The sequence below is a fragment of the Streptomyces sp. NA04227 genome (assembly GCF_013364195.1).
GTDB lineage: Bacteria > Actinomycetota > Actinomycetes > Streptomycetales > Streptomycetaceae > Streptomyces.
This window is the reverse complement of sequence record NZ_CP054918.1, coordinates 5,827,595-5,846,530: the sequence shown is the minus strand read 5'-3', so window position 1 is coordinate 5,846,530 and position 18,936 is coordinate 5,827,595. Positions and strand designations below refer to the sequence as shown.

Below are 18,936 nucleotides of genomic sequence, written 5' to 3'. Positions count from 1 at the left end.
CCCAACGGGCCGAGTGCGCCGGAGAGCGAGGTGAGCCCCGTAGCGGACATACCGAACGCGGACCTGCGAGCCGGGCGTGATCACGTGACGGTGGCCGCCCGGGCCCTTCGGCGAGAGGAGTGCGGTACGCGACGCGGGATGCGGCGACCTGGTCGTCGTCGCGGGCCGCCGTGGTGAGACAGCCGTCGCGAGAACACACGTCGAGCGAACAACCGTCGAGTGAGGTGAGGAAGCGAGGAGAGGAAGGGAGGTGACCGGATCGGATCCGCTCGGACCGGCTCCGCCCCCGGAGTCGGTCCGGGCATCCGTGCGTCCGGGCATCCGTGCGTCCGTGCGGGCCACCGCATGGAAATCGGCCAGTCCGTTCCGCTTCCGCTCCTCGGCGAACGGGAGCGCCTAGGCTGCGAATGCGGTCGGGGTGCGGGCAGCCGAGGTGTGCGAGAGCGAAGGACGGCGCGGTATGGGCGTGACGGTGCGAAGGGCCGAGGAGTCCGACAGGGCGGCCGTGGTCCGACTGCTCGACGAGGCCTTCCACGACGATCCGGTGAGCAACTGGATCTTCCCCGACAAGGCCTCGTACCAGAGCAGGCACCGGCTCCTCATGGGCGCGTTCACGGACCTGGCGTTCAGCCAGGGCTACGTGGAGATCATGGAGGACGGAAGCGGCGCGGCACTCTGGTTCTCCGTACCGGCCGAAGAGGAGCGGGACGGACACGCGCCGGACGCCGGAGCGGACGGCGGACCCGAGGCGTTCGCAGAGGACGACGGACCGGCGCTGGTGCGCGAGGCCGTCGACCCCGCGAACCAGCGGATCGAAGTGGTCGGCCGACTGACCGCAGCGGTCCATCCGGCCGACCGCGCGCACGAGTACCTGATGCTGATCGGCGTCGATCCCGACCAGCAGGGCAAGGGCCTCGGCTCCGTCCTCGTCGAGCACGTCCTGGAGCGCTGCGACCGCGAGGGACTGCATGCCTATCTGGAGGCGAGCAGCGTACGCAGCCGGGGCCTGTACGAACGGCTGGGCTTCGCCTACCTCGGCAGTACGGTCGACCTGCCCGGCGGCCCGCACATGTGGCCGATGTGGCGGGAGCCGCGAGCGGAGCCCGGGAGGGCGTGACCCGGCGGTCGGCGAAGGCCGACCCGTAGCCCCGGCCCGACTCGTCGCCCCGAGCCTGGCCCGTTGCCCTGAGACCGACCCGCGCCCGTAGCGCCCGGGGGAGCAGCCGCCCGTCCCCGGGCGCACGGGACGGGCACCAGGCCCCGTCCCACCAGCTGCGATGTGCCAGGTGCCCAGCGACCGAGACCGGCTTATCCTTGCCATATGGTCGGTAAGGGCAGTATGTCCGCCGGTCCGCAGGATGAGGCCACGTGTCCCGTGTGCGGGAACTGGGTCGGCGCGGCGGTTCGACGGCACAAGACGCTGGGCGCCTACGTACCGCTGTGGGGAACGGCGCCCTGCCGGAACCCCGAGTGCAGCGCCTACGTGGACCCCGACGAGCCGGAACCCGAGCCGCACCCCTACCACCGGCCCGACCGCCACCAGGTCATCGAGCACTTGGCGCAGATCGAGGGCACGACGGGCCCGTACGCGAAGCACTCCGGTGCGACCGCGAAGGGTGCGCCGAAGCCGGGGCCGGACACCACGCCAGGGGCGGGAACCTCGGGCAGCACCGCCGAGCCGAAGCGCCGCGGCCAGGAGCCGGAGGCTCCGGAGCGGTGACGTTCCGCGACAGAACGAGGGCACGGGTACCGTCCTGTGCCCTTTTCGTCGTCTCTGCGCCAGGCTCACGAAGCCAACGAAGCCGACCAAGCCAACGAAGCTGATGAAGCTACGGAGAAGGAGCGGATCATGAAGTTCCTGATGATGGTGCGTTGTTCGCAGGCGGACTACGAGGCGATGGGCGGGAAGGGTTCCGCGGGGAGTCCGGCCTGGTCGGAGCAGGACATGCAGGCGATGTTCGCCTTCATGGGCCGCCTCAACGAGGACCTCACCAAGTCCGGCGAAATGGTGGACGGGCAGGGTCTCACCGAGCCCGCGAAGGCCCGGTCGGTCGGACTCGACGAGAACGGCAAGGTCGTGGTGACCGAGAATCCGTACGAGGCGACCGAGATGGTGATCGCCGGATACTGGGTCCTGGAGTGCGACAGCTACGACCGGGCCACCGAGATCGCGGGCCGGGTCCTCGAGTGCCCGGTGCCGGAGGGAACGCCGATCATTCCCGTGCATCTCCGCCCGATCGACGCCGGGCCCGAGCGCGCGAGCTGACCTTCCGCTCCCCGGGTGCCGCGGGTGCGGCAGCCGCCGAGACGCTCGCCCGACGGCCCCGCCCGCCAGCTATCACCTCTTAGCCCGTCGGGGTTGCGTTCCCCCTTGTGACCGTATTGCTTCGGTGTGCCCCGCTGCCGGGGCCCACGCGCGCTGAACGATGTTCTGCATTGCTCGGCGGAAGCGAGGAGAGCGGTCCATGGCCGACCTGTACATCGACGGTGAGTGGACGGCGGCGGCCGCCGGTGGCCGCCGGGAGGTCCTCAACCCCTTCGACGCCTCGGTCGTGCGGGAGGTGGACGAGGCCGACGCCACCGATGTGGACCGTGCGGTGCGGGCCGCCCGGCGCGCCTTCGACGAGGAGGACTGGGCGCGGGCACCGGTCCGGCGGCGGGCCGATGTGCTGCGCGGGGTCGGCGAGTTGCTGCTGCGGGACGTGGAGGAGATCGGGCGTACCGAGACGCTCGACACCGGCAAGACGCTCACCGAGGCGCGTATCGATGTCGAGGACGTGGCCAACGCCTTCCGGTACTTCGCCGAGATCGCGGGCAAGGACGGCGGCCGGGTGGTCGACGTGGGGCCGGGGGTGCTCAGCCGCGTCGTGTACGAGCCCATCGGGGTCTGCGCCCTGATCGCTCCGTGGAACTACCCGCTGCTCCAGGCCTCGTGGAAGGTGGCCCCCGCGCTGGCCGCGGGCAACACCTTCGTCCTCAAGCCCAGCGAGGTCACCCCGCTCTCCTCGCTCCTGATGATGCGTCTGATCGAGGAAGCGGGTGCGCCGCGCGGCGTGGCCAACCTGGTCCTCGGCTCCGGCGCGGGCGTCGGCGCGGCCCTGACCGCACACCCGGACGTGGACCTGGTCTCCTTCACCGGAGGCCTGTCCACCGGCCGCAACATCATGGCGAGCGCGGCCACGGACGTGAAGAACATCGCCCTGGAGCTGGGCGGCAAGAACCCCAACATCGTGTTCGCTGACGCCGACTTCGACGCCGCGCTCGACTACGCCCTGGACGCCGCGTTCCTGCACTCCGGCCAGGTGTGCTCGGCGGGTTCCCGGCTGCTCGTACAGGACGAGCTGTACGAGGAGTTCGTGGCGGCGCTCGCCCGGCGGGCCGAGGCGATCCGGCTCGGCAGCGGACTGGATCCGGCCACCGAGAGCGGACCGCTCAGCTCGGCCGAGCACCGGGCGAAGGTCGAGGGGTATCTGGAGATCGCCCGTACCGAAGGGGCCCGGCTCGTCACCGGCGGCCGTCGGCCCGACGACCCCCAACTGGCGCGTGGCTACTTCCTGTTGCCCACGATCTACGCGGACTGCGACCGCTCGATGCGGATCGTGCAAGAAGAGGTCTTCGGACCGGTGGTGACCGCCGAACGCTTCCGCGACGAGGCGCACGCGGTGTCGCTCGCCAACGACACGCGCTACGGACTCGCCGGAGCGGTGTGGACGAGCGACGCGAGCCGCGCCCAGCGGGTGGCCAACGCGCTGCGGCACGGCACCGTCTGGATCAACGACTTCCACCCCTACCTTCCGCAGGCCGAGTGGGGCGGCTTCGGCCGCTCCGGAGTGGGCCGCGAACTCGGTCCGACCGGCCTGCACGAGTACCAGGAGACCAAGCACATCTACCAGAACCTCGACCCGGCGCCGTCCGGCTGGTTCAAGGGCTGAGACCGGGACCGGCGGTCCCCGGGACCGGCGAACCCCGGGACCAGCCGACACCGAGACCGGCCGACACCAGGACCAGCCGACACCAGGACAAGGAGAGGAAGCCAGGCGTGACGAGTCAGCACAGCGGCGACGGTAAGGGCACCGGTTCCACCGACCACGAGAGTACGTACGACTACGTGATCGTCGGCGGCGGAACGGCGGGCTGTGTGCTCGCGGCCAGGCTCTCGGAGGACCCCTCGGTGCGGGTCTGTGTCGTCGAGGGCGGCCCCACCGACGTCGGCGACGACCGCATCCTGAAGCTGCGGAACTGGATCAACCTGCTCAGCTCGGAGTTCGACTACGGCTACACCACCGTCGAACAGCCGCGCGGCAACTCGCACATCCTGCACTCCCGGGCGCGCGTGCTTGGCGGCTGCTCCTCGCACAACACCCTGATCAGCTTTCTGCCGCTGCCGCAGGACCTCGACGAATGGGTCGCGCACGGCTGCACCGGCTGGGACCCGGGCACGATCCTGCCGTACCGGGAACGGCTGCTGACCCGGATCGTGCCGGTGGCCGAGCAGGACCGCAATCCGATCGCCCGCGACTTCGTGACCGCCGCCACGAGGGCCCTCGGCGTGCCCGTGGTCGAGGACTTCAACGCACAGCCCTTCGCCGACGGCGCCGGATTCTTCTCCCTCGCCTACGAGCCGGAGGGAAATCTGCGCTCCTCGGCCTCCGTCGCGTATCTGCATCCGGTGCTCGCCCGCCCCAACCTGACGCTGCTGCTCGAGACGTGGGCGCACCGGCTCCTTCCGGACGAGGACGGCAGGCTGACCCGGGTGCGGGTACGCGAGGCCGACGGCGGCAAGGCGGTACTGCGCGCGGAGCGCGAACTGCTGGTCTGCGCGGGTGCCGTGGACACCCCGCGGCTGCTCCTGCTCTCCGGCATCGGCCCCGCGGACCAGCTGCGCGAGCTGGGCATCGAGGTACGTGCCGATCTGCCAGGCGTCGGCGAGAACCTGCTCGACCATCCCGAGTCCGTCATCGTCTGGGAGACCGACGGACCCATTCCGCCGAACTCGGCGATGGACTCGGACGCGGGCCTGTTCCTGCGCCGCGACGGCTCGGGCCCGCGCCCGGACCTGATGTTCCACTTCTACCAAGTGCCGTTCACGGTCAATACGGAACGTCTCGGCTATCCGGCCGTGGAGCACGGAGTGTGCATGACGCCGAACGTGCCGCGGGCGCGCTCGGTGGGGCGCATGTGGCTGCGAAGCGCCGACCCGACCACACAACCCGCCCTGGATTTCCGCTACTTCACCGATCCGGAGGGCCATGACGAACGCACGATCGTCGACGGCCTGAAGATCGCCCGTGAGGTGGCGGCCACCGCACCGCTGAGCGACTGGCTGGTACGCGAGGTGGCACCGGGACCGGATGTCCGCAGCGACGAGGACCTGTCGGAGTACGGACGACGCGCGGCGCACACCGTCTACCACCCGGCGGGCACCTGCAAGATGGGCGCGGACGACGACCCGATGGCCGTCCTGGACCCGCAGTTGCGGCTGCGCGGCCAGGAGGGCATCCGGATCGTCGACGCGAGCGTGTTCCCGAGCATGCCGACCATCAATCCGATGGTGACCGTGCTGCTCGTGGCCGAGCGCGCCGCGGACCTGATCCGGGGCGGCGGCGGTCCGCCGGGACGCCCACAGGTCTCCGGCGACGCGGCGGCGAGCGCCTGATGGCCGGGGCGAGCGCGGCCGGGCAGGACGGCCCGGGGCAGCCGCGTACGACACCGGAGCGGACCTCGGAGTTCCGCAAGGACATGGGCCCCTGGGCCAACTTCGCCCTCGGCTTCACCTACCTCTCCCCGGTGGTCAGCACCTACACCCTCTTCGGCACCGCACTCGCCGAGGGCGGCCCGCCGATGATCTGGGCGTTCGTCCTCGCGGGCGCGGGGCAGTTCCTGGTGGCGCTGGTCTTCGGCGAGGTGGTGGCGCAGTACCCGATCGCGGGCGGCGTCTATCCCTGGGCGCGCCGCCTGTGGGGCAAGCGCTGGGCGTGGATGACCGGCTGGGTCTACATGTGGGCGCTCCTGGTCACCATCACCTCGGTCGCCTACGGCGCGGGCCCCTACATCGCCATCCTCTTCGGCTTCGACCCGACCGTGCACACCACCGTGCTGTGCACCGTCGTCCTCATCCTGGTCGCCATCGTCATCAACTACGCCGGCACCCGGGTGCTCTCCTGGGCCGCGGTGATCGGCTTCGGCGCGGAACTCATCGGCGCGCTCGTCGTGGGCATCTACCTGCTGGCCACCCACCGCCACCACAACCTCGGCGTCATCTTCGACACCTACGGCACCGAGGGCAACGGCTCGTACCTGCCGGTCTTCCTGGCCGCGGCGATCATCGGCTTCTACCAGTACTACGGCTTCGAGGCCTGCGGGGACACCGCGGAGGAGGTCGCCCATCCGGGCAAGGTGATCCCCAAGGCGATGCGCCGCACCATCTACGTGGGCGGCGCGGCGGCCACCTTCACCTGCCTGACCCTGCTGCTCTCGGTCGCCGACTACCAGGCGGTGCTCTCCGGGGAGGACACCGACCCGGTGGTGAAGGTGCTCTACGACGCCATGGGCGAGACCGGCGCCCGGCTCGTCATGGCCGTCGTCCTCATCTCCTTCCTCTCCTGCACCGTCAGCCTCCAGGCCGCGGCGGGCAGGCTCATCTACGCCTACGGACGCGACGAGATGATCGTCGGCCACCAGTTCCTGCGGAAGTTCGCCCACGCCCGCGCCGTCCCCGGCTACGCCCTCCTGGTGGCCGCGGTGATCCCCGCGCTCATCGCCTTCGCCTCGCTGCTGTCCACCGACGCCCTCACCAAGATCGTCTCGTTCGCGATCCTCGGCATCTACGCCTCGTTCCAGATGGTCGTCCTCGCCGCCCTGCGCGCGCGCCTCAAGGGCTGGAAACCGAGCGGCGAGTTCACCCTCGGACGCTGGGGCCTCCTGGTGAACTTCGGCGCCCTCGCCTACGGCATCTTCGCCATCATCAACATCTGCTGGGCCCGCACCCCCGAAGTCGCCTGGTACGACAACTACGTTGTGCTCCTGTGCGGTGCCGTCGTCCTCGGCACCGGCCTGCTGTACATGGTGATCACCCATCACTACGGGCGAGGCGAGGCCCCGGCCGGGGACGCGATCCCGGAGCGGCGGCGGGGGGCTCATGCGCGGGACTGAGCGCGCGGCCGGGCGCCTGACGGGCCTGACCGAGTACGTGGCCGAGTGCCTGACCGAAGGCATGATCGGGCGGGTGGCCCCGGTGCGGAACGGTCGGTTCCCGTGGCGCTCGCCCGGCCTGGTGCATCGCGAAGGCGCGCGGCTACGCTCCGGTTGACCGTCCGACGACGAGAGGGACCGCCATGCCCGACGGCTTGCTCCGGGCCAAGTACGCGTACTTCTTCGATCTGCTCCTCCTCGACGCGGACGCCGCCGGCTCCGGCTCGGTGGCGGACGGTGGTGACTCAAGTTCCGTTCCCGGTACGGGAGTTCTGGACCGGCGCTGCCTGGAGCTGCGGGGTCGTGCCTGCGCCAAGGCTCTCGGGCACGCACCCGGTACGGAGGAAGCGGCCACGGTCCAGGGGTACTTCACCGCGCTCTGGGACGACGGCCTCGCCACCCTGGCCCCGGCTCCCGGTGAGCGCCTGACCAGGGAGCAGTTCGTGCACGCCTGCGAGAGCGGGCTGCCCGAGAACCCCCGGACCCCCTTCCTCGACAAGGTGCGCGAACTCGCCTTCGGCCTGTCCGACCCGGACGGCGACGGACTCCTGAGCGAGGCCGACTGGGTCGCCTTCCTCACCTGCGCCTTCGGCATCGCGGAGGCGGACGCCCGTACCGGATTCGCGCTGCTCGACACCGACGATGTCGGTCAACTCGGCCGTATGCACGTAGTGTTCGCCCTCGACGACTACTTCCGCAGCCCCGAACCGCAACCCGCGGGCAACCGGGTGTTCGGACCCGGAGCGGTCGGCGCCCGGGAGGGCGAACAGGGCTGAGCGGGACCGGGACCGGGAGCGGGGGCTGGGTGCACGTGGGGGCGATGAGCGGCGCGGCAGAGACGCGCGGGGCGAGCACGGGCGGTGCGTCCGACGAGCACGTAGTAGTGACGGCCGGTGCGCCCGACGAGCACGTGGCAGTGACGGGCGGTGTCTCCGACGCGCGCGTGGCGGTGGCGGCGGCGCGAGCCGGGGCCGCCGTGGTTCGTGAGATGTACGGGGCGGCGCTGACGCGGTACGAGAAGGGCGCCGGTGACTTCGCGACCGCGGCGGATCTCGCGGCGGAGAAGGCCATCCTCGACGTGCTGCGCACGGCCCGGCCCGACGACGCCGTCACGGGCGAGGAGAGCGGTCGGACCGGACCCGTCGGCGCGTCACGCCGATGGCTGGTCGACCCTCTGTGCGGCACGCTCAACTACGCGGTGCACAACATGCTGGTCGGGGTGAACGTCGCCCTGCGGGTGGGTCCCGACATCACGGTGGCGGCGACGGCCGACCCGTTCAGCGGGGAGGTGTTCTGGACGGACGGGGAACGTGCTCGCGTTCAACGACCCGTGCCGGAAGGGGACTTGGAGCGGGACGGTGTCGGTGACGGTGCCGGGGAGTACGGCGAGGAGTTGACCCCCTCCGCCGCCTCCCGTCTGGTCGACCTCAACCTCGACCCGCCGTTCCCCAACGCCCCGGACTTCTCCGCCGCCCGGCTCCTCACCGCCCCGGGATTCACGGAACACTTCCGGCCGCGCGTGGTCTCCACCACCCTGGCCGTCGCCTGGGTCGCCGCAGGCCGCAGGGCCGCGTACGTCACCGACGGCCACCTGCGCGACAGCGTGCACTTCGCCGCGGGCATCGCCCTGTGCCGGGCATCCGGCTGCGTGGTGACCGGCATCCACGGCCAGCCCCCGCACACGGGCGCGGGCGGACTCGTGGCGGCGGCCGATGAACAGACGCACGCCCGCTTGCTGGAGCTGATCGCGCGGCAGGCCACCGCCGACCGGTAGGCGAATCCGCTCCGGAGCCCGCCTACCGGTAGGCGAATCCGCTCCGGAGCCCGCCGGGCCCGAGAACGGCCCGTTCGGGGTTCTTCTCGCTCATACGGCTCGTCTGGGAGTGCCGTCCCGCCGTGGTGCCACGGAAATGGAGGCAGGCGACCACCCAGCAGCCTCGGAGCGCACATGACCGGCCCCCATGAATCGTCCGAGCCCGGCACCGCCCCGAACGGCGGCGCAAGCGCGGCGGCACCCGGCGGGCACAAACGAGGTTCGACACCTGCCCGGGTCGCCAGGAGCATCGTCTCCGGGGTGCTCCTCGTTCTCACCTGTGTCCTGGTGCCGCTCGCGCTCATCGGGGTGTGGCTGCACGGCATCGCGCTCGACACGGACCGGTACGTCGCCACGGTCAAGCCGCTGGCCTCGGAACCGGCGGTCGAGGACGTGGCGGTCAGACGCATCACCCACGCCGCCAACGTGCGGGTGGACGGGAACCGGACCGCCGCGGACATCGCCGCCTGGATGGAGTCACGGGGACTGCCGCCGAGGGCCGCGGAGGCCGTGAAGGGCCTGGGCCCCCAGCTCGACGCGGCCGTCAGCAGCACAGCGGAGAAGGTGGCCACACGCTTCGTGCGCAGCGACCGCTTCGAGCGGATCTGGGCGGCCTCCAACCGGAAGGCCCATGCCGCGGTCGTGGACGCGCTGACCGGCGAGGGCCGTGGCGCCGTCGGCGTGAACGACGGAACGGTCACCCTCGATGTCGGCCAAGCCGTCGACCAGGTGAGGGAGACGCTCGTCGACGCCGGCCTGTCCCCGGCCGCCAAGATCCCCGACTCCCACAAGCAGATGGTGCTCGTCCAGTCCGACCAGCTGGAGAAGGTCCGTGACGGTGCCCAACTCCTGGACGAGATCGGAAACTGGCTTCCGGCGATGGCCGCGGTGACCGGTGCCGCGGGCCTGCTGCTCGCGCACCGACGCCGCCGCGCCCTGGCACGCACCGCCCTGGGCGCGGCCTTCGCCTGCCTGGTCGTGGCCATCGCCCTGGTCGTCGCGCGCCGCTACTACCTGGACCACCTCCCGCCCCGGGTGCAGTCGGACGCCGCCGCGGCGGTCATCTTCGACACACTGCTGCGCTTCCTACGGGTCAGTCTTCGCACCGCGATCGTGCTCGGCGTGGTCGTCGCACTGGCCGCCTATCTGGTCGGCCCCGGCCGACTGCCACGCGCCGTCAGAGGTACGTCCGAGCGGGCCGCGGACTCCGCCGCCCGGTGGGCATTCGCCCACCAGATCCGCACCGGCCGGGCCGGAACCTGGGCACAGACCCATCGCCGGTGGCTCACCACGGCCGCACTGCTGATCGTGGCCCTGGTCTTCGCTCTCTGGAACCACCCGACGGTCGCCAGCGTCCTGCTGCTGCTCGTCGTCCTGCTGGCGCTGCTCGCCCTGGTCGCGCTGCTCGCCGCTTCGGGCCGCGCCACGATGCAGGCGGAGAGGGGTGCGCCGTCAGGGCCGGGGGAAGTCCCGTGAGCCTCTTGGACATCTGCGTCGCGGGCGGAGCGGCAATCGGCCGGGGTGTGGTGGGGTACGTAGGGCCGGGGTGCGGTGGCGGGCTCGTACGGATGGGGTGCGCTGGCGGGAACGTACGGCCGGAGTGCGCTGGCGAGCACGTACGGCCGTCCGAACAAGACCGCACCCGGACCGCATTGGCCGCCGTGTTGGGCGACCCGCGATCCGGGTGCGGGGGGTGGCTACCGCCAACGAGGCCGTAGCGCGAAGGAGTTGACCGGTGGTCAGGCCTTCTTCGTCTCCCAGAAGATCTTGTCGATCTGGGCGATGTAGTCCAGAGCCTTCTGACCGGTGGCCGGGTCCTTCGAGCCCTTGGCGGCCGAGAGGGCCTTCAGGGTGTCGTTGACCAGCTGGTGCAGCTCCGGGTACTTCTCGAAGTGCGGGGGCTTGAAGTAGTCGCTCCACAGCACCGAGACGTGGTGCTTGGCGAGTTCGGCGCGCTGCTCCTTGATAACGGTGGCGCGCGCCTGGAAGTGGGCGTCGTCGTTGGCGGCCATCTTCTCCTGGACGGCCTTGACGGACTCCGCCTCGATGCGGGCCTGGGCCGGGTCGTACACACCGCAGGGCAGGTCGCAGTGCGCGCTGACCTTGACCTTGGGAGCAAACAGGCGGGAGAGCATGGAGCTGTCCTTCCTCGTGATCGTCTTCTCAGGTGGGACATTACTCCGTGGGAGGCGAGTTTTCGCGGCCACCCCCGCGGGCTTAGGTCGAAAGTCCGGGACACTGGTGCATCGAGGGAGCCGACGGGGCGACTCAGGGACCGGGAGGATTTCTGATGCCACAGACGCCGGAAGGGCGCGACGTCCGGGCGCTGTTCGGGCTCGCGGAGGTGGAGGGGCCTTCCATGGTGCCCACCCTCTACCAGGGCGACCAGGTGCTCGTGCGGTACGGCGCACGGGTGCGGGCCGGCGATGTGGTGATACTGCGTCACCCTCTCCAGCAGAACCTGCTCATCGTCAAACGCGCGGCCGAGCGCCGGGAGACGGGCTGGTGGGTGCTGGCCGACAACCCGGGGGCCGGGGCGGACAGCACCGATTACGGCACGGTGCCCGAGGAGTTCGTACTGGGCAGGGTCCTCGGGCGTTACCGGCCACGGGGTCGGAAGGGGGCTCAGCGGCCGGGGTTGCTGCCCTGGCTGTTCTCGGCACTGCGGCCGGTGCTCGCCGACCGGTCCGCCTCCAAGCGCTTGCGGGCGCGGTAGGCGGCGACGTTCGCGCGGGTCGCGCACCGGTCCGAGCAGTAGCGGCGGGAGCGGTTGGTCGAGGTGTCGAGGTAGGCGTTGCGGCAGGGGCTCGCCTCGCACAGGCCGAGCCGGTCGACGCCGTACTCGGTCAGATGCATGGCCAGGCCCATGGCGGCGATGGCGGCGTAGCCCGCGGTCGCGTTCGAGGGATGGTCGGCCAGATGCATGTGCCAGAGCGGGTTCCCCTCGTCGTCCCGGTAGTCGTGCCCGGAGATCTGCGGGCTGACCGGGAACTCCAGGAGCAGTGAGTTGAGCAGGTCGACCGCGAGGGTCTCCTCGCCGGAGTCGGCGGCCTCGAAGACGGACCTCAGCCGGGTGCGCACCGACCGGAAACGGGTCACGTCCGCGTCGGTGGCCCGGCGGGCGGCCGACGCGTTCCCGCCGAACAGCGCGCGTACGGATTCGACCGAGGTGAGCGTGTCCTTGCCCCGGCCCGGCTCCTCGCTGTTGACGAGACGCACGGCGTAATCCGAGTAAGAGGCCAGTTCCACTTGTAGTCCTTACGAGGGCGGTCTATGGTCGTGCCTTGAGGGAGTAATGGGTGTTACGGCATCCAGGGTATTACGTGGAGGGGTTTTCCTTGACCGAGACGACGGAAGCGACACTGGCGGTACCGGCCCCCGGGGACTGGCGCGCCTGGCAGGACAGCTGGGACCGGCAGCAGGAGTGGTACCTGCCCGACCGCGAGGAGCGGTTCCGGGTCATGCTGGACATGGTCGAGGCACTGGTGGGCCCCGCGCCCCGGGTGCTGGATCTGGCATGCGGTACAGGGAGTATTACGGACCGGCTGCTCCAGAGGTTCCCCGAGGCCGTCAGTACGGGTGTCGACCTGGACCCGGCGCTGCTCACCATCGCCCGCGGCACCTTCGAGGGCGACGACCGCGTCACCTTCGTGACGGCCGACCTGAAGGACCCGGACTGGACCGCGGCGCTGCCCCACGAGTCGTACGACGCGGTGCTCACCGCCACCGCCCTGCACTGGCTGCACAGCGAACCGCTCGCGGTGCTCTACGGGCAGCTCGCCGGGATCGTCCAGCCGGGCGGCGTCTTCCTGAACGCCGACCACATGCCCGACGAGTCCACCCCGCTCATCAACGCCGCCGCCCGCACCCACCGGCACGGGCGGCAGGACCGGGAGAAGGCCGCGGGGGTCCTGGACTGGCTGGCCTGGTGGGACGTCGCCGCCAAGGACCCGCTGCTGGCCGGTCCCACCGCCGAGCGCTTCGCCATCTACGGGGAGCACGCCGACGGCGACACCCCCAACGCCGAGTGGCACGCCCGCACCCTGAAGGAGAGCGGCTTCTCCGAGGCGCGGCAGGTGTGGTGCTCGCCGGAGGACGGGTTGGTGCTCGGGTTGAAGTAGGGGGCGGGCCCGGGCGAGAGGCCCGGGTGACGGGCCCGGCCGTGAGCCGGAACGCGCACGGGGGCGGTACGCAGTCGCGTACCGCCCCCGTGCGCGTTGTCGCGCCCTCGCCTACAGGACCTTCGAGAGGAAGGACTTGGTGCGCTCGTGCTGGGGCTTGGTCAGTACGTCGCGCGGGTGGCCCGACTCGACCACGACGCCCTCGTCCATGAAGACGAGCGAGTCGCCGACCTCACGGGCGAAGCCCATCTCGTGGGTGACGACGACCATCGTCATGCCGGACTCGGCGAGGTCGCGCATGACGTCGAGGACGTCACCGACCAGCTCCGGGTCGAGTGCCGAGGTCGGCTCGTCGAAGAGCATCAGCTTGGGTTCCATGGCCAGCGCGCGGGCGATCGCCACGCGCTGCTGCTGGCCGCCGGACAGCTGCGAGGGGTAGTTCTTCGCCTTGTCGGCCAGGCCCACCCGGTCCAGGAGCTGGAGCGCGCGCTCCCGCGCCTCCGACTTGGACTGGCCCTTGACCTGGACCGGCGCCTCCATGATGTTCTCCACCGCGGTCATGTGCGGGAAGAGGTTGAAGCGCTGGAAGACCATGCCGATGTCGCGGCGCTTGAGCGCCACCTCGTTGTCGCGGAGCTCGTAGAGCTTGTCGCCCTTCTGCCGGTAGCCGACCAGCTCGCCGTCCACGTACAGGCGGCCCGCGTTGACCTTCTCCAGGTGGTTGATGCACCTGAGGAAGGTCGACTTGCCGGAACCGGACGGGCCGATGAGGCAGAAGACCTCACCCGTGGCCACTTCCAGGTCAATGCCCTTCAGGACCTCGACATTGCCGAAGGACTTGTGGACGCCCTCGGCCTTCACCATCGCGGTCATCAGCTGACTCCCCTCGGGCTGCCGAGAGACAGCGTGTGGGCCTTGATCTTCTGCAACACGGTCGGCGGCAGGGCACGGGACGCACCGCGCGCGTAGTGCCGCTCCAGGTAGTACTGCCCGACGCTGAGCACGGAGGTCATGATCAGGTACCAGGCCGCCGCGAGGAACAGCACTTCCACGGTCGCGCCGGATGTTTGGCCGATGTCCTGGGCGTAGCGCAGGAGTTCGGAGTACTGCGTGGCCGCCACCAGAGCGGTGGTCTTCAACATGTTGATGACCTCGTTGCCCGTCGGCGGCACGATGACGCGCATCGCCTGCGGGACCACGACACGGCGCAGCGTCTTGGAGTGGCTCATGCCGAGCGCGTGCGAGGCCTCGGTCTGGCCCTCGTCGACGGAGAGCAGACCGGCACGGCAGATCTCCGCCATGTACGCGGCCTCGTTGAGGCCGAGGCCGAGCAGCGCCGTGAGGAACGGCGTCATGAAGTCCGACCACTCGTCCTTGTAGACGGGGCCGAGGTTGATGTAGTCGAAGACGAAGCCGAGGTTGAACCAGACGAAGAGCTGGACCAGGACCGGCGTACCCCGGAAGAACCAGATGTAGAACCAGGCGATCGACGAGGTCACCGGGTTCTTCGAGAGCCGCATCACCGCGAGCAGGATGCCGCCGCCGATGCCGATGGCCATCGACAGGAAGGTCAGGACCAGGGTGACGCGCACACCGCGCAGGATGCGCTCGTCGAAGAAGTTGTCGGGGATGGCGCCCCAGTTGATGTCGCCCTGTGCGAAGGCGTAGACGATCGCGCCGAGGACCGCGAGCGCGATCACGGCGGAGACGTAGCGTCCGTAGTGGCGCACCGGGATGGCCTTGATGGCCTCCGGGTGCCGGGCGGGCGGCGGGACGTCCTGTGGTCCCGTCTTTTCCAGGTCAGTCACGGGTGATGCCTTTCCCACGGCTCGGTGACGGATGTGCTTTCGGGGTCACTTGCCGCCGTTGACGACAGCCGACTTCACGGCTCCCGCCTGGACGCCCCACTTCTTGACGATCTTGTCGTACGTACCGTCCTTGATGATCGCGTTCAGCGCCGCGACCAGCGCGTCCCGCAGCTCGGTGTTGGTCTTCGCCACGGCGATGCCGTACGGAGCCGCCTCGACCTGCTCGCCGACCAGCTCGAAGTCCTTGCCGCCGCCGGAGGTCTTCACGGCGTAGGCGGCTACGGGGAAGTCGGAGGAACCGGCGTCGGCGCCACCGGAGCGGAGCCGGGTCTGGGCCTGCTGGTCGTTGTCGAAGGCCTCGATGGACAGCTTCTTGCCGCCCGGACACTTCTTCGCCTCGGCCTTGGCCAGGTCGTGCGAGACGGTGCCGCGCTGGACGACGACCTTCTTGCCGCACAGGTCGGCCCAGGTCGTGATGCCCTGGGTCTCGCCCTTGTTCGTGTACAGCGAGACACCGGCGGTGAAGTAGTCGACGAAGTCGACGCCCTTGCCGACCTTCTTGCCGGTCTCGGAGTCCACGCCCTCCTGACGGTCCTTGGTGTCCGTCATCGCCGACATGGCGAGGTCGTACCGATTGGAGCGCAGACCACCGATGAGGTTGTCGAAGGTGCCGTTCTCGAACTCGAACTCCACGCCGAGCTGCTTGCCCATCGCGTCCGCGAGATCCGGGTCGAAACCGACCGTCTTCCCGGAGTCGTCCTTGAATTCGACGGGAGCGTAGGCGATGTCCGAACCGACCTTGATGACTCCCTTGTTGCGAATGTTCCCGGGCAGTTTGTCGGCGAGCGGTGCCGAGCCCGTGGAATCGCCGCCGTCGCCCGCCGCGTCGGTCTGGTCTCCGCATCCGGTGAGCAGGAGCGCGCCTGCGACCGCGATCGCACTGATCGCGGTGATCCGGGATTGCGCGGACCTTGCGGCGGTGCGACGGGTGATGCCTGCGGTCATGGTGGGTTCCTCCGGCTGGGGTGAAGGGAGTAGCCGTCTGGTCGTTACGCGCGCTTCACTGGGCGCTGCGACCACGTGTGATGACGGCATCCTGCCATTCGGATGACGCCGTTCAGCCGTCCTTCCATGTCAAAATCGGATAACGGGAGACCCCCGAACCTCACCCGAAAGCCGCATAGTCGCCGGATCATCTCCGGAATCGCGCACGTTTCACCGGAGGATCTCCGGCGTATCTCACGATGCGGGCTAATCGCTCGCCTGTTCCCGGGTGTCCCTGAGCCGTCGTGCCCACTTCGTGGACGGTTGGGCAGGTGTTCGACTATGAGTCATGTCACCGAGTCGATATTGACTCGTCCCAGGTGCTGTCCGTCCGGTAAGAAGGACCTTTACACCCCTCACCCGGGGCTCAGGGCGCGTGTGCGGCGCGCCCGTCGCGCAGGACCCCTACTACACGGCAGCTGGGTCCCGTGCGGTGCCCGCCCACTTCTCAACCAGGAGTGGTCACCCTCAACCATGCAGATTTAAGGGGTAACACCAGTGGCAGCGGAGATCGTCAATCCTCGCAGCGACAGCAATACGGGTCAGGAAGGTGGCGCAGAGCCCCTGGGCGACTTCGACCCGGCATTCGCGCTGCACCGTGGCGGCAAGATGGCAGTGCAGTCGACCGTCCCGATCCGGGACCGCGACGACCTGTCGCTGGCCTACACGCCCGGCGTCGCGAAGGTGTGCACCGCCATCGCCGAGCAGCCCGAGCTCGTTCACGACTACACCTGGAAGTCCCAGGTCGTGGCCGTCGTCACGGACGGCACCGCGGTGCTCGGCCTCGGTGACATCGGCCCGGAGGCCTCGCTCCCCGTGATGGAGGGCAAGGCCATCCTCTTCAAGCAGTTCGGCGGCGTGGACGCGGTTCCGATCGCGCTCGACACCAAGGACACCGACGAGATCGTCGAGACGGTGGCCCGCCTCGCGCCCTCCTTCGGCGGCATCAACCTCGAGGACATCTCGGCGCCGCGCTGCTTCGAGATCGAGCGCAGGCTCATCGAGCGCCTCGACATCCCGGTCTTCCACGACGACCAGCACGGCACCGCGATCGTGACCCTGGCCGCGCTGCGCAACGCCGCCCGCCTCACGGGTCGTGCGCTCGGCGAGCTGCGTGCGGTCATCTCGGGTGCGGGTGCGGCTGGCGTCGCCATCGCCAAGTTCCTGCTCGAGGCGGGTATCGGTGATGTGACCGTCACCGACCGCAAGGGCATCGTCAGCAGCGACCGCGGTGACCTGACCGACGTCAAGCGCGAACTCGCCGAGATCACCAACAAGGCCGGTCTCTCCGGTTCCCTGGAGGACGCCCTCAACGGCGCCCACGTCTTCATCGGCGTCTCCGGCGGTACGGTCCCGGAGGCCGCGGTGGCCTCGATGGCGAAGGACCCCTTCATCTTCGCCATGGCCAACCCGAACCCGGAGGTCCACCCGGAGGTCGCCCACAAGTACGCGGCCGTCGTCGCGACCGGGCGCTCGGACTTCCCGAACCAGATCAACAACGTGCTCGCCTTCCCCGGTGTCTTCGCGGGTGCCCTCCAGGTGCGCGCCAGCGCCATCACCGAGGGCATGAAGATTGCGGCCGCCGAGGCGCTCGCGGCCGTGGTCGGCGACGAGCTCGCGGCGGACTACGTGATCCCCTCGCCCTTCGACGAGCGGGTCGCTCCCGCCGTCACCGCCGCGGTCGCCGCCGCGGCCCGGGCCGAGGGCGTCGCCCGACGCTGAACCCGACCGCACTATCGGGGGGTGTACGAACCGGAGGGTCCTGCCGCGAGGCGGGGCCCTTCGGGCGTTTGCGGGGTCCTTCGGGCGTTGCCGGAGCCCTCGGCGGGGGTTCGGGCGGGGCACGGCGTGGCAGCGCGGTGCGTGTCACATCCGGTGGGCGTTCCGTCACGGCCCGGCCGCGCCTATCGTCAGGTTCATGTTCGCCGCATACGCCGCCCGCATCGACCGTGACCAGCCGCTCAGCGGACTCGAGTTGGGGGAGCGGCCCGCCCCCGAGAGTCGCCCCGGCTGGACGACCGTCAACGTCAAAGCCGCCTCGCTCAACCACCACGACCTGTGGTCGCTCCGTGGTGTCGGCATCACCGAGGACCGGCTCCCGATGATCCTCGGCTGCGACGCGGCCGGCGTCGACGAGCACGGCAACGAGGTCGTACTGCACTCCGTCATTGGACAGTCCGGGTACGGAGTGGAGCCCGGTGAGCCGCGCTCCATCCTGACCGAGCGCTACCAGGGCACCTTCGCCGAGCAGGTCACCGTTCCCACCTGGAACGTCCTGCCCAAGCCCAAGGACCTGAGCTTCGAGGAGGCGGCCTGCCTGCCGACCGCCTGGCTGACCGCGTACCGCATGATCTTCACCAACGCCGGTGTGCGCCCCGGCGATTCGATCCTCGTCCAGGGCGCGGGCGGCGGTGTGGCCACCGCCGCGATCGCGCTCGGCAAGGCTGCGGGCCTGAAGGTCTTCGCGACCAGCCGGGACGAGGCCAAGCGCAAGCGCGCCCTGGAACTCGGCGCCGTCGAGGCCCTGGAGTCCGGCGCCCGGCTGCCGCAGCGCGTGGACGCGGTGATCGAGACCGTGGGCGCCGCCACCTGGTCCCACTCCGTCAAGTCGCTGCGCCCCGGCGGCACCGTGGTCATCTCCGGTGCCACCAGCGGTGACCGGCCCTCGCACGCCGAGCTGACTCGCATCTTCTTCCTGGAGCTCAAGGTCGTCGGTTCGACCATGGGCTCCAAGGACGAGCTGGAGGACCTGATCGCCTTCTGCGCGAACACCGGTCTGCGCCCCGTCATCGAGGAGAGCCTGCCGCTGGACCGCGCCCGCGAGGGCTTCGAACGTCTCGCCTCCGGCGACCTGTTCGGGAAGATCGTCCTCACTGTGTGAGGTGGGGCGGCGGTCGGGCGGCGTCATGGCGCCTGCCGCCGCCCTTGCCTTGTCTGCGTGTACCGGGCCCCGTTTACG

18 protein-coding genes are annotated in these 18,936 nt (G+C 70.1%); 13 read left to right on the top strand and 5 right to left on the bottom strand.

Annotation, left to right across the window (positions count from 1 at the left end; genetic code table 11):
* The first annotated feature begins 460 nt into the window (after window positions 1-460).
* The 9 genes from HUT18_RS24935 to HUT18_RS24895 all read left to right on the top strand — a co-directional run bounded on the left by HUT18_RS24935 (window position 461) and on the right by HUT18_RS24895 (window position 10,480).
* A complete protein-coding gene (locus HUT18_RS24935) occupies window positions 461-1,117 on the top strand; it encodes an N-acetyltransferase (protein WP_176102782.1) in 657 nt (218 codons plus the stop codon).
* 258 nt (window positions 1,118-1,375) lie between these two features.
* A complete protein-coding gene (locus HUT18_RS24930) occupies window positions 1,376-1,720 on the top strand; it encodes a hypothetical protein (protein WP_176096600.1) in 345 nt (114 codons plus the stop codon).
* 129 nt (window positions 1,721-1,849) lie between these two features.
* Window positions 1,850-2,266 (top strand): YciI family protein, encoded by a 417-nt coding sequence (locus tag HUT18_RS24925; protein WP_176102781.1) that lies wholly within the window; start codon window positions 1,850-1,852, stop codon window positions 2,264-2,266.
* A 199-nt stretch (window positions 2,267-2,465) separates the two neighbouring features.
* Entirely contained in the window at window positions 2,466-3,932 is a 1,467-nt protein-coding gene (locus HUT18_RS24920; RefSeq protein WP_176102780.1) for an aldehyde dehydrogenase family protein, read from the top strand.
* Between the two features lie 107 nt (window positions 3,933-4,039).
* A complete protein-coding gene (locus HUT18_RS24915) occupies window positions 4,040-5,656 on the top strand; it encodes a GMC family oxidoreductase (protein WP_176102779.1) in 1,617 nt (538 codons plus the stop codon).
* A complete protein-coding gene (locus HUT18_RS24910; protein ID WP_254878794.1) occupies window positions 5,656-7,152 on the top strand; it encodes an APC family permease in 1,497 nt (498 codons plus the stop codon). Before HUT18_RS24915 ends, HUT18_RS24910 begins: the two co-directional genes overlap by 1 nt.
* 182 nt (window positions 7,153-7,334) lie before the next feature.
* A complete protein-coding gene (locus HUT18_RS24905) occupies window positions 7,335-7,967 on the top strand; it encodes an EF-hand domain-containing protein (protein ID WP_176102778.1) in 633 nt (210 codons plus the stop codon).
* A gap of 44 nt (window positions 7,968-8,011) precedes the next feature.
* Complete coding sequence (locus tag HUT18_RS24900; RefSeq protein ID WP_176102777.1) at window positions 8,012-8,965, top strand: inositol monophosphatase family protein; 954 nt, start codon at window positions 8,012-8,014, stop codon at window positions 8,963-8,965.
* Window positions 8,966-9,139: 174 nt separating this feature from the next.
* On the top strand, window positions 9,140-10,480 hold the full coding sequence (locus HUT18_RS24895) for a hypothetical protein (protein WP_176102776.1): 1,341 nt from the start codon (window positions 9,140-9,142) through the stop codon (window positions 10,478-10,480).
* Window positions 10,481-10,743: 263 nt separating this feature from the next.
* Here HUT18_RS24895 and sodN read toward each other — a convergent pair whose 3' ends face one another.
* Complete coding sequence (gene sodN, locus HUT18_RS24890) at window positions 10,744-11,139, bottom strand: superoxide dismutase, Ni (RefSeq protein ID WP_176102775.1); 396 nt, start codon at window positions 11,137-11,139, stop codon at window positions 10,744-10,746.
* 155 nt (window positions 11,140-11,294) lie between these two features.
* Between sodN and sodX the strand changes: the two genes are divergently transcribed.
* Window positions 11,295-11,720, top strand: coding sequence for a nickel-type superoxide dismutase maturation protease (sodX, locus tag HUT18_RS24885; RefSeq protein ID WP_176102774.1), 426 nt, complete (start codon window positions 11,295-11,297; stop codon window positions 11,718-11,720).
* Here the strand turns inward: sodX and HUT18_RS24880 are convergent.
* On the bottom strand, window positions 11,630-12,253 hold the full coding sequence (locus HUT18_RS24880) for an ABATE domain-containing protein (RefSeq protein WP_176102773.1): 624 nt from the start codon (window positions 12,251-12,253) through the stop codon (window positions 11,630-11,632). The genes sodX and HUT18_RS24880 overlap by 91 nt on opposite strands.
* 89 nt (window positions 12,254-12,342) lie before the next feature.
* On the opposite strand from HUT18_RS24880, the gene HUT18_RS24875 reads away from it, so the two are divergent.
* The gene (locus HUT18_RS24875) at window positions 12,343-13,125 is read left to right on the top strand and encodes a trans-aconitate 2-methyltransferase (protein WP_254878793.1); all 783 of its coding nucleotides are present in this window, start codon (window positions 12,343-12,345) and stop codon (window positions 13,123-13,125) included.
* Between the two features lie 111 nt (window positions 13,126-13,236).
* Here the strand turns inward: HUT18_RS24875 and HUT18_RS24870 are convergent, their stop codons facing one another.
* Genes HUT18_RS24870 through HUT18_RS24860 form a run of 3 tightly spaced genes read right to left on the bottom strand, consistent with a single transcriptional unit; the run spans window position 13,237 to window position 15,938 of the window.
* Window positions 13,237-13,998: an amino acid ABC transporter ATP-binding protein gene (locus tag HUT18_RS24870; protein ID WP_303246554.1), complete on the bottom strand. Its 762-nt coding sequence runs from the start codon at window positions 13,996-13,998 to the stop codon at window positions 13,237-13,239.
* Window positions 13,998-14,933 carry an amino acid ABC transporter permease gene (locus HUT18_RS24865; RefSeq protein WP_176102772.1) on the bottom strand — a complete coding sequence of 312 codons (936 nt, stop codon included), beginning with the start codon at window positions 14,931-14,933 and terminating at the stop codon, window positions 13,998-14,000. Before HUT18_RS24865 ends, HUT18_RS24870 begins: the two co-directional genes overlap by 1 nt.
* Window positions 14,934-14,978: 45 nt before the next feature.
* On the bottom strand, window positions 14,979-15,938 hold the full coding sequence (locus HUT18_RS24860) for an ABC transporter substrate-binding protein (protein ID WP_176102771.1): 960 nt from the start codon (window positions 15,936-15,938) through the stop codon (window positions 14,979-14,981).
* 537 nt (window positions 15,939-16,475) lie between these two features.
* Here HUT18_RS24860 and HUT18_RS24855 point away from each other — a divergent pair.
* On the top strand, window positions 16,476-17,699 hold the full coding sequence (locus HUT18_RS24855) for an NADP-dependent malic enzyme (protein WP_176102770.1): 1,224 nt from the start codon (window positions 16,476-16,478) through the stop codon (window positions 17,697-17,699).
* Between the two features lie 196 nt (window positions 17,700-17,895).
* A complete protein-coding gene (locus tag HUT18_RS24850; protein WP_176102769.1) occupies window positions 17,896-18,858 on the top strand; it encodes a zinc-binding dehydrogenase in 963 nt (320 codons plus the stop codon).
* Window positions 18,859-18,936: the final 78 nt, after the last annotated feature.

Bases quoted from the DNA above. Each gene is read 5' to 3' on its own strand.
- HUT18_RS24935 (WP_176102782.1), top strand. From the start codon at position 461: ATGGGCGTGACGGTGCGAAGGGCCGAGGAGTCCGACAGGGCGGCCGTG.
- HUT18_RS24900 (WP_176102777.1), top strand. From the start codon at position 8,012: ATGAGCGGCGCGGCAGAGACGCGCGGGGCGAGCACGGGCGGTGCGTCC.
- HUT18_RS24895 (WP_176102776.1), top strand. From the start codon at position 9,140: ATGACCGGCCCCCATGAATCGTCCGAGCCCGGCACCGCCCCGAACGGC.
- sodN (WP_176102775.1), bottom strand. From the start codon at position 11,139: ATGCTCTCCCGCCTGTTTGCTCCCAAGGTCAAGGTCAGCGCGCACTGC.
- HUT18_RS24850 (WP_176102769.1), top strand. From the start codon at position 17,896: ATGTTCGCCGCATACGCCGCCCGCATCGACCGTGACCAGCCGCTCAGC.
- HUT18_RS24920 (WP_176102780.1), top strand. From the start codon at position 2,466: ATGGCCGACCTGTACATCGACGGTGAGTGGACGGCGGCGGCCGCCGGT.
- HUT18_RS24925 (WP_176102781.1), top strand. From the start codon at position 1,850: ATGAAGTTCCTGATGATGGTGCGTTGTTCGCAGGCGGACTACGAGGCG.
- HUT18_RS24905 (WP_176102778.1), top strand. From the start codon at position 7,335: ATGCCCGACGGCTTGCTCCGGGCCAAGTACGCGTACTTCTTCGATCTG.
- HUT18_RS24860 (WP_176102771.1), bottom strand. From the start codon at position 15,938: ATGACCGCAGGCATCACCCGTCGCACCGCCGCAAGGTCCGCGCAATCC.
- HUT18_RS24870 (WP_303246554.1), bottom strand. From the start codon at position 13,998: ATGACCGCGATGGTGAAGGCCGAGGGCGTCCACAAGTCCTTCGGCAAT.
- sodX (WP_176102774.1), top strand. From the start codon at position 11,295: ATGCCACAGACGCCGGAAGGGCGCGACGTCCGGGCGCTGTTCGGGCTC.
- HUT18_RS24910 (WP_254878794.1), top strand. From the start codon at position 5,656: ATGGCCGGGGCGAGCGCGGCCGGGCAGGACGGCCCGGGGCAGCCGCGT.